This window comes from Richelia sinica FACHB-800 (assembly GCF_014698825.1).
Taxonomy (GTDB): Bacteria; Cyanobacteriota; Cyanobacteriia; order Cyanobacteriales; family Nostocaceae; genus FACHB-800.
On sequence record NZ_JACJTT010000055.1, the window covers coordinates 19943 to 28943 of the forward strand.

The 9001-nt window shown below is 37.3% G+C and carries 12 protein-coding genes; 9 read left to right on the forward strand and 3 right to left on the reverse strand.

From position 1 onward, the window contains the following. Nucleotides 1-371: 371 nt before the first annotated feature. Together H6G73_RS22775 and H6G73_RS22780 are read right to left on the reverse strand one after the other, a co-directional pair. Nucleotides 372-665, reverse strand: a complete 294-nt coding sequence (locus tag H6G73_RS22775) for a fertility inhibition FinO-like protein (RefSeq protein ID WP_190608598.1) — start codon at nt 663-665, stop codon at nt 372-374. Between the two features lie 35 nt (nt 666-700). Continuing rightward, entirely contained in the window at nt 701-898 is a 198-nt protein-coding gene (locus H6G73_RS22780) for a plasmid partition protein ParG (RefSeq protein WP_313949010.1), read from the reverse strand. A 355-nt stretch (nt 899-1253) separates the two neighbouring features. Between H6G73_RS22780 and H6G73_RS22785 the strand changes: the two genes are divergently transcribed. The 7 genes from H6G73_RS22785 to H6G73_RS22815 all read left to right on the forward strand — a co-directional run bounded on the left by H6G73_RS22785 (nt 1254) and on the right by H6G73_RS22815 (nt 6685). Next, nucleotides 1254-1679, forward strand: a complete 426-nt coding sequence (locus H6G73_RS22785; RefSeq protein WP_190608600.1) for a hypothetical protein — start codon at nt 1254-1256, stop codon at nt 1677-1679. 3 nt (nt 1680-1682) lie between these two features. Beyond that, on the forward strand, nt 1683-2468 hold the full coding sequence (locus H6G73_RS22790) for a hypothetical protein (protein WP_190608601.1): 786 nt from the start codon (nt 1683-1685) through the stop codon (nt 2466-2468). Nucleotides 2469-2621: 153 nt separating this feature from the next. Further along, a complete protein-coding gene (locus tag H6G73_RS22795) occupies nt 2622-3293 on the forward strand; it encodes a hypothetical protein (protein ID WP_190608603.1) in 672 nt (223 codons plus the stop codon). A 68-nt stretch (nt 3294-3361) separates the two neighbouring features. Next, nucleotides 3362-3949: a hypothetical protein gene (locus H6G73_RS22800; RefSeq protein WP_190608605.1), complete on the forward strand. Its 588-nt coding sequence runs from the start codon at nt 3362-3364 to the stop codon at nt 3947-3949. A gap of 50 nt (nt 3950-3999) precedes the next feature. Further along, nucleotides 4000-4536 carry a hypothetical protein gene (locus tag H6G73_RS22805; protein ID WP_190608606.1) on the forward strand — a complete coding sequence of 179 codons (537 nt, stop codon included), beginning with the start codon at nt 4000-4002 and terminating at the stop codon, nt 4534-4536. 248 nt (nt 4537-4784) lie between these two features. Next, nucleotides 4785-6215 (forward strand): hypothetical protein, encoded by a 1431-nt coding sequence (locus tag H6G73_RS22810; RefSeq protein WP_190608608.1) that lies wholly within the window; start codon nt 4785-4787, stop codon nt 6213-6215. A 113-nt stretch (nt 6216-6328) separates the two neighbouring features. Continuing rightward, the gene (locus H6G73_RS22815) at nt 6329-6685 is read left to right on the forward strand and encodes a hypothetical protein (RefSeq protein WP_190608610.1); all 357 of its coding nucleotides are present in this window, start codon (nt 6329-6331) and stop codon (nt 6683-6685) included. A gap of 115 nt (nt 6686-6800) precedes the next feature. On the opposite strand, the gene H6G73_RS22820 is transcribed toward H6G73_RS22815, so the two are convergent. Next, nucleotides 6801-7685: a hypothetical protein gene (locus H6G73_RS22820; protein ID WP_190608612.1), complete on the reverse strand. Its 885-nt coding sequence runs from the start codon at nt 7683-7685 to the stop codon at nt 6801-6803. 228 nt (nt 7686-7913) lie between these two features. Between H6G73_RS22820 and H6G73_RS22825 the strand changes: the two genes are divergently transcribed. Beyond that, nucleotides 7914-8501 (forward strand): hypothetical protein, encoded by a 588-nt coding sequence (locus H6G73_RS22825; protein ID WP_190608613.1) that lies wholly within the window; start codon nt 7914-7916, stop codon nt 8499-8501. Nucleotides 8502-8748: 247 nt separating this feature from the next. Continuing rightward, nucleotides 8749-8913, forward strand: a complete 165-nt coding sequence (locus H6G73_RS22830) for a hypothetical protein (RefSeq protein WP_190608615.1) — start codon at nt 8749-8751, stop codon at nt 8911-8913. Nucleotides 8914-9001: the final 88 nt, after the last annotated feature.

Below are 9001 nucleotides of genomic sequence, written 5' to 3' on the forward strand. Positions count from 1 at the left end.
TGTATTGAGTTTATCATAAAAGCCCAAACGTCAACTAACCTGACACTTTCTGAAACACTTGATACACCTGAAACAGAAGCCGCTTTAAATATGTCAAGCGTTATGTGCTTTCTATGCTATATATGATAGGTATAACGCTTATGTACCAACACTTGTAAAATAATGTCGTTACTATTTTAAGAGGCAATCTGTATCATAACGATACAAAATAATGAACTTAGAACAGCTTATAACCGTATCATAAGCTACATTTTTTTATTCAAGAATTGCATCAAGGTTATGCAAAAATGAAATATTAAGATTTTGTATATATTCCTCCTGCTTATTGTGTGTGTGGGGTGTGTGGGGTGTGTGGGGTGCGATCGCCCCTCCTAAGCCGCATCCTCAGTAGGTGCTTTAGGCTTTTTCTCAAAAACCTGGATATTCGGTTCATTCAGCACAAACCCGTTATCGGTTGCCTCTCCCAGCTTTCCAGCAATGGCAGCTACCCACATGGGAAAGTTTGCTTGAGCATCTGTTAGCTTCTTCCACATTTTGGGTTTGACAGTAACGCTAATAATCCGTCCGTCACAATCTACCTCGAACTGTTGCCAGCCGTTTTCTACTGTTTTAGCTTCTGGCAACTCATTAATTTTTATAGTTACTTCTAGTTTTCCTTGAACCATAGATACATCCTGTATAAGTGTTCATTTGTGTATGGTTATGATGCTTTTTGCGTAGGGTCGTTCTCCTCTACATACTGATGCACAAACTCAATAATCACCTCATTCATGTTTTTCCCGTTTAGCGCACAGGCAGCTTTAAACCTGTCTCTTAGGCTTCTGTCGGGGAAATTAACCTTAAGACTTGGGATAGGTTCTGAATTTTTCTTTGTAGCAGTCACAAGGATAAATATCACTGATGGTATATATACCCCAGCTTACCCGTCTTTTTAGAAAAAATCTTAACTTGGGATGTTTGGTATTAATGGGATATTTACATAAACATCCCATATAGGATAAGATAGCATCATGTCCACTATGCAAGTCAAGAGCATAGGCAAAAGCACCAAATATCAATAGGTGGAGGTATCAACACCGCCCAGCTTTGCTTTGCAGATATCGCATATTTCAGTTAGTGCATTAATCTTGCACTCGCAAAATGCAAGATGTAAAACGCATATACACAAGATGTAAATGGCAGATACGCGAGATGTAAAAAGCACGCATTGAATAAATGCAAAATCCATCTTACGCATAACGCATAAAAAAATCATGGAGAGTGCAAGGATTATTTATGAAACAGTGCTAGGTTCTAGGGTTTGTGATTCCCACTGGTGGAGAGTTCGTAAAGCTATGCAATCAGCAGAATTAACTCTAGATAAAAAGGGTTTTGAACTGTTTTTGATGTTACGGAATATCTCACCCCGCTACTTTTCCCAGTACCACAAAATCAAAGGACAAATATCAAAAATAGAGTCAAGCATTGGTGAAGGTTGTACAGGTGAACAATTCATAACTCTACTGGATAAATTAGGAATTACACCCAATCAAAGCACTATCAGCAGATGGTTTAAAACAGCCGGGGGATTTAAAGCTAAATCATTTTATGCCAAACAAGTGCTAATTCCTATCTGTGCAGTAGCACTTATCTATAAGTCAAAAGTCCAAAATTCTCAACTATCAAAAATAGGAGCGTAAAGAATGTTAACCACAGTTGCTAAACGTATTCAGTCAAGCCTAAAACGTAAAGGGGTAATAGCTACATCAGGAGAGATTAAAGATTATCTCAGAAGTAATGCAGCAAACATTGAAAACATTACCAAACAAGAGGAAACTAGCACTACTGAATACTTCCTATGTAACACTAGTCAGCTAACAGTAGCCAGTGAAGATGTAGAGGGACTGGCAACTAATGAAGCTGCACCGGATCAGGATGCTTTAGTTAATAGTTTGGATAGTGAAGATGTAGACACGGTTTACAACGTAGACAACCAAGAGGAGGAAGTGATAGCCCCAACTACCAAACAGGAAACATCCATCTGTGTAGATGTTGAAAACGGAAACATCCAACCAACCATCACGGAAGAAACGGAAACATTACCCCAATCTTCAGAACTAGCAACCACTACCAAAAATGAATTAGTTGCTTCTACTGCTGTTAATTTGGGGATTGAGTTAAGCACTCAAGACATTGAAAATATAGCTGATAACTTTGACGCTGGTAGTGATGACTTCACCCAAACATTAGAACAGGTAAAGGGTGCAATTATCGCCTATGTGCAGCACAAAATAGCAAGCAATAACCAGAAAATAGTTAACACTATTAACGAGATTAGTCAGGTAGCTAGTGATGGTTTTGAGGAAAATTCCCAAACATTAACCAATGGATTGAAACAGCTTAACCAGCAGCTTGTACAGCAGTCTACAGACTTTAAAAGTAAACTCGCGGGTACGTTATCCAGGTTCAAATTACCCGAAGCATCCTAACTTAAAAATAAGGATAAATCCTACATTTTTATTAATAGGAATTGCCCTTATATCTGGTTTAGTTATTCTGGATAACCTACGCTACAACCATCAAATAAATAAACCAACTCACAGATATTTTACTGACCCAAATACATACATAGAGGTTAAATAATGAAAGCGTTACCACCTGCTAAAAGCATGAAGATTAAGAACCATATAACCTCTAGAGGTCGAGCGTTAAACAGCCAACTATCTAACAAGTTTGGCATTACTTTGAGTGACTTTGAACGTGCAGTTATGGGTGATTTATCCAGTATGCAGAAGATAGGGGAACTATCAAGACAAGCTGGGTTTATGAAAGAATTTGCACCAAAACTAAAAGATGCTTATCTCACAATTATTGAAGGTACTGAAACCTATAACTTAGCACTAGCTGACATCCTCAAAGCTAGTGGTAAATCATCTCTAGCGATAGATAAAGCAGGTATGCAAACGTCATTAGCTAATCAGAAATACATTAACCAGCGTGTAGAACTTGCTAACCAGTTCTTACTAGACAAAAAAACTGAGAATGTACGTCACCAGTACCAGCTTAACTATCAAGAAATACGCGGATACGTGAATGCTCATCTAACAGCAATTGACCAACAGGTGGCAGTTTTAGAGGTAGAGAACCAACCAGAAGTAAGGCAAATTGCAGCTAACCAGCAATATGAAAATAGAGTGCTGAACGAAGCTTTGAGCAATGGTGAACAGGCACGTTATGACTTGATACCCAAGAAAGACTACAGAACTGGTTTTATGGGTAAATTACTTGAGTTTAAGTCAGCATTAGGTTTTTAATTGTAATCCCCCAATCACGGGTAATGGTTGGGGGAATAGCATCAGGTTAATTTCACATTCTTAATATTATGTTAGCACCTCACACACCACCGGATCTAGATTCAATTCTAGATAGTGAAGAATCTACAGAAATTAATCAAGAAACAGTCAGGTATCTAAGCCATATTGAATCTAAACTTTATTCTGATATAGCAGCACGAAAGCGTATAGATAGCGGTTTATTATTCATAGCTTGTCAGTTCTCCTCATGCAGTTTAAGTTGGTTGTTATTCGACTTACAAGTTACATTATCAATTATTCAATTAGCTAGTTTTTGTGTCTCCTGCCTCCCTGGTTTAATTGATTTTGGTGATAGTTTTAATTTCTCCATCAACAGTGAATCATGGGAATTTTCACTAGGTCAAAAACCGTTAGTAGGTATAATTAAACTTGCTATTGGTGGTGTAGTTTCTTGGAACTCTACAACCAGAATCACTACAGAAGTTAGCAACACATACACCCAAATAAATCAAACCTACCAAGAGATTAAAAGCAGTGAGGGGTTAAGTTTCCAGTTGCCTAGTGTGGGGACTTCGTTGTTAATTGGTGTAGGTGCGATCGCTCTAATAGGACTAATCAGAAAATTATCTTCAGCTAATAATGAAAATGTGTCCTAAACCATGACGTTAAACTGGTTTATTTCATTCGACACACAAAGGAAACTAACATGATTTATCTACAACCAGGATGGATAACCAACGGAACTAAAATTAACAACTTCCTAAGCAGCCCCAAAGTTAAGGAACTGTTAGGACTAATGGAAACCATGAGAGAACAGTACAACCTAGATAAAACCAGTAACAGGTACTTCGATAAAGTTGATGCTTGTATGAACTACGTCATAAACAATTTTACTCATGTAGAAATGGCATTTTTAGGGGTACATTACCAGTCAAAAAGTGAAACTAAAATTACCAATGATTTAGCTTATCTCAACGCTAAAACTCACAGTTATGGTGACATTGATTTTCTGTTTCCTGTAGCTTATTTAGATGCTTCTTTAGGCACTTTAGGAACTAACAACCCACTAGCTAGAGAGTACGGACTTAAACAACACCATATAGAGAAATATCAACAACAATGGCGTGATTTTGGGGTAGAACCAACAAAGGTAAATTGGGACTTAACAGGGTACTTAGGAGAATTGGAAGCTGAAGTAAAACTGCAAGAATTATCAGACACACATCCTTGGATTAATCGTTAAATAATCTGTTCCCAGTAACACTACTGGGAACTTTTAATTATTAATTAGGAGCATAAAATAATGAAATTTAGGTTTAGGAATTTTGGATGTATCAATATCTTCCTTAGTGGTCTAGTTACAGCTATTACTATTAACTATTTAGCTACTGGTTTCATTGATTTTATCCTTAACATAGATAAACTTCTCCAGTGGATGCAGAAGTCAGGATTTATGAATTTTATTAATCAAATATTTGGAAGTCGTTAGTTATGCAAGAAATAAAATCATTCAATGAACAGTTAAACCGTCAAAGGAAAACTACTACAACCTTAGTAGGTGCATTACTCGCAGGGGGATTTATGTTATCTATTTCTCTATTTAATGATTCCTATAAATTTAGTGAAACCCTCTACTGTAATAAACAGAGCAGTTGTAAAGGTGCAGATATTAAGAGAGGTGTTAGCTATTTGGTGGATAGGGAACGGAGAAACCAGTTATTTGATAATTCTATCAAAGTTGTTAAAATTCTCCCCAAAGAGGATGATACAGCAGTATATTTTGGCATCTTCTCAAGTGGGTTATTATTAACGGCTTATGGAGTAAGTAAAGCACTTACTAACCACCAAGAAAAAGCAGTTCATTCTCAATTCAAAATGTTAAAAATACGTGCATTAGAGAATGATTTAATTGAACAAACGCACATTGATTTATTTGGATTTACCAAAAGCAACCAAGCAGAAATCACCAAACAAGTCATAGCCCGTCAAACATCAGAAACCATCCAAGCTATGAAAAGTGATGGAGAACTGCAACTTGACCACCTAAACGGTACTTTACAAGGGGAATTATCCCTAAAACAACATCAATTACAACTGAGTGAACTGGATAAAGATACAGTTAAAAACAAATTAGAAACAGCAGAAATAAAACGCAAGATAGATAAGCTATCTGGCAATAATAAAGCAGAAGATACTACCAAAAGTACACCCAATGAACAACTAAAACAATCATTAATCAATGCTCTCAAGTCCCATGAAAATAGTTGGCTATGGTATCTAGTAGAATCATTTACCCCCATTATTATTCATGGTAAAGCTGGCAGCTATAAAAGCTATACAGCAGCAGCCATCGCTCTCCTGAAACATTACCTGATAGATGCCAAAATCGAATCAATAACAGATATCGACTACGACCAAAATAAAAATGATGCTTGGAAATTTTTAGTACCATTAGAACCCAATATTTATGGACAAGGAATTGATTGGGAATCTTACAACGATGGCTATATAGCAGCTATTGAACGTTCCAAGCATAGAACCTTAAAAGATAAACCTATTGTGTCTATTTGGGATGAATTAACTAACGCTAAAGGTAAATTTGATAATGCTCCTAATATAGTGCCATTCGTAATTGCCACACCCAGAAAGCGGAACGAACATTGTATTTTAATCAGCCATAACTTAACTCAAGATTGCTTAGGTGGATGTAGTGGTATTTCTGACCCCATTAAAACCCAAACATACAGGTTAAATTTAAAAACTACACCCCAAGCAAAACCACTTTTTAAAGGCATCTTAGAAGGTTTAGTAGATGGGGATGGTAATGAATTAGAACAACACCCAATTACTCTACCTGATTGGTTGCGTCCTGAGAAAATTTACCAACATTTTCACGGTAAGCCTATTGATTTTGATTCCTAACATTGTTGAGTCAATGAAACAGCTACCAAAGTTAAATTAGCGCGATGCTTGACATCGAATGTCACTGGTAGCACTGGCATTAACGCCAAAGTTCACCTACCCCAATAAAACAGATGAAGGATATCGACTATACCGATAAGCCCCGGTATTTGCCATGCTGGTTTTTAGAGAAAGACAATTATGTTATGTCTGCTTTAATAGCAGATGGTTTTGAATATTTGGGGATGTTAGAAGACATAACCCCACCTGATTATTTACAGGTAGTAATGGGTAATTGGTCACTCGGCTCTATCTGTCCCACCAATGAATTAATAGCTTTGTGTGACGGTGCAATTTTTGGCATAAATTGTGTGGGAGAAGCTGACTATGAATTGAGATGGAGTAGTACCAAAAAGCTGCTCATGTCAAAACTGAGAACTTATCAAGCATCACCAGCTAACTACACACAATTAAGCCTATTCGTAGCCTAGCAAGGAGTAATCACACCTACACCGCAAACTAAAACCACCTATCCTTATTGGTAGGTGGGTTTTTAATGGGCATGGTATGAGGATAGAAAAAACTTCTATCCTTACTTTGTGGAGACTAAACAACCTGGTAACATTCAATTCCTCTAGTACCATTAATGGTTTTTTGTCCTATATTTTGAGGGGCATATCCTAAATTATTCAACACAAAATTAATCTTAGAAACTGGTGTTTTATGTTTACCTGTTAGGACAATACCTACACTTTCTAATTTTTCCTTATTGGCACTTATCCGATCATCTATTCCTCTATCAATAAGAAATTGTTTGTAATAAATTTCACCTTTTAGTATTCCCCCAATCTCCAACAATTCAATTATTTCTACTTTTTGATCATCAGTAATTGGTAATTGGGGATTGGGAACTGCTGACTGTGGAACAGGTGCAGGTGTTTGGTGATTGGTTATTGGTGATTGGGGACTGGGAACAGTGGCAGGAGGAATAGCTGCTTTTAGTTCTTGTAATTCCTCTAGTAGTCCATTGAACTGTCCCATCACGGCAGCGTAGGATTTAGCGATCGCTTCATTAGCAGCACTATCAAAAAATAAACCGTCTTCTCCTAATGCCTTTACGATCCGGTCATCTACTTTTTGGTTAAGCTCACAGCGTTTTACATAGCTATTGTCATCTGTAAGACGCGGCGGTATTACTGGTAAGTTTTCGCCTATCAGCTTTTTTACTAATTCCTCTAATTCCCCTTGATCAATAGCGGTCTTACTATATGTCTTACTCGGTCTTACTTCTATTTGGATATCACCATCAGTTAAGGCTGCTATACCAGCTTGAATGATATGGAATAAAGTTTTACTGCGGTCACAGCCACTATTAGTTTTACTATTTTTGTCCGTTGGGTAATGTTGCCGTCCTATAGAGTCAATCGCCTCTAGCATATCGTGAGGGCATCGAAAACTAAGCGTAGTAGTAGTTTTACTTTTATCACTCATAGTCTTACTATTGGTCTTACTATATTTGTATTACTATATTATCACGGTCTTACTTAAAGTAATACGCATAAGTAAGACCAATTTATTTATAGTATTACAATAAATAAATTGTAAGACAAATCCATTGACAGAGAGTAATACATAAGCAATAATGTAAAACATAAGGTAAGACAAACCGCTTCACATTCTTACCAGCTTAGAACCACTACTAAATAAGGAATCTCTACAATGTTGTTAAATCAAGTTATCGCTTCACAACAGGAATTATATTCTGACATTCAAATCCAAATAGAACAGCTACAGGAAAAACAACGCCATATACAAGCCTATTTACAACAACTAGGTAGTGTTGAGAGTCAGATGGTTAGCGCGGCTCAAATGGTACAGGAAGCGATCGCATCCATCAGAGAAATTTGCCCCGATGAGTTAATCAACTACCAAGCCACAATAAACGCCTTGTTTGGCAATGCACCAGTAGCACAATTAACCGCGAGTATTGACCCTCAGACAGAAGTAGAACCACATCCCACACCAGTAGAACCACAACCGGAAACAGATGATCAAATAGTAGATGTAATTGTTGAAGCAGAAACAGTTAAACATTTAGAAACGGATAAAGATGATCTAATTCAAAAAATAGAAAACTACGCGGCTACAATGACCTGGAACGGTTATAAAAAGTATGTCAGCAGCTATCCAGTAGGGAACATCAGCAAAGCCACTAAAGCTGATATTCAATCAATATTCAAGCAATACCTAGCATCCCTAGATAACGATGTACTACGGGGGATGATAGCCAAAATTGAAAATGTTTAGTCGCTAGTCCTCAAATATAACCCGGTAGCTTACTGTTACCGGGTTTTTGCCATGAAAACACACATAAGTAATACTAAATTTGCTATTGTCTTACTGTAAATAAAAATGTAATACTTACCTATTGACAGAATGTAAGACTACAAGCAATAATGTAAGACATAATGTAAGACAAATCAAAAGGCAACCGCCACAAGTTCCACCAAGAGCGATCGCCTTTTGCTTATTCCCCAAATAATGAGGCTCTAATATGACAACTCTAACACAAGCAAAACCCCAAACCCTCACCCTCACCTACTTTGATGGAAAGTTTGACGCTGTAATCGGACTACCACCAATCACCACCGATTTAACCACCGACTACTACCGGGGTTATTTGGCTGCTGTCATTGAGTCCGGTGTAACTCCTTTCTAATCTTCAGTTCCCCCGCTGGGGGAATTTACCACACCACAAACTAGATAAGGACTTACACCAATGACACACACCGAACGCAACCGGATCA

Coding starts and splice junctions, on each gene's coding strand:
- H6G73_RS22820 (WP_190608612.1), bottom strand. CDS start 7,685: ATGAGTGATAAAAGTAAAACTACTACTACGCTTAGTTTTCGATGCCCT.
- H6G73_RS22825 (WP_190608613.1), top strand. CDS start 7,914: ATGTTGTTAAATCAAGTTATCGCTTCACAACAGGAATTATATTCTGAC.
- H6G73_RS22785 (WP_190608600.1), top strand. CDS start 1,254: ATGGAGAGTGCAAGGATTATTTATGAAACAGTGCTAGGTTCTAGGGTT.
- H6G73_RS22815 (WP_190608610.1), top strand. CDS start 6,329: ATGAAGGATATCGACTATACCGATAAGCCCCGGTATTTGCCATGCTGG.
- H6G73_RS22810 (WP_190608608.1), top strand. CDS start 4,785: ATGCAAGAAATAAAATCATTCAATGAACAGTTAAACCGTCAAAGGAAA.
- H6G73_RS22805 (WP_190608606.1), top strand. CDS start 4,000: ATGATTTATCTACAACCAGGATGGATAACCAACGGAACTAAAATTAAC.
- H6G73_RS22830 (WP_190608615.1), top strand. CDS start 8,749: ATGACAACTCTAACACAAGCAAAACCCCAAACCCTCACCCTCACCTAC.
- H6G73_RS22775 (WP_190608598.1), bottom strand. CDS start 665: ATGGTTCAAGGAAAACTAGAAGTAACTATAAAAATTAATGAGTTGCCA.
- H6G73_RS22800 (WP_190608605.1), top strand. CDS start 3,362: ATGTTAGCACCTCACACACCACCGGATCTAGATTCAATTCTAGATAGT.
- H6G73_RS22790 (WP_190608601.1), top strand. CDS start 1,683: ATGTTAACCACAGTTGCTAAACGTATTCAGTCAAGCCTAAAACGTAAA.
- H6G73_RS22795 (WP_190608603.1), top strand. CDS start 2,622: ATGAAAGCGTTACCACCTGCTAAAAGCATGAAGATTAAGAACCATATA.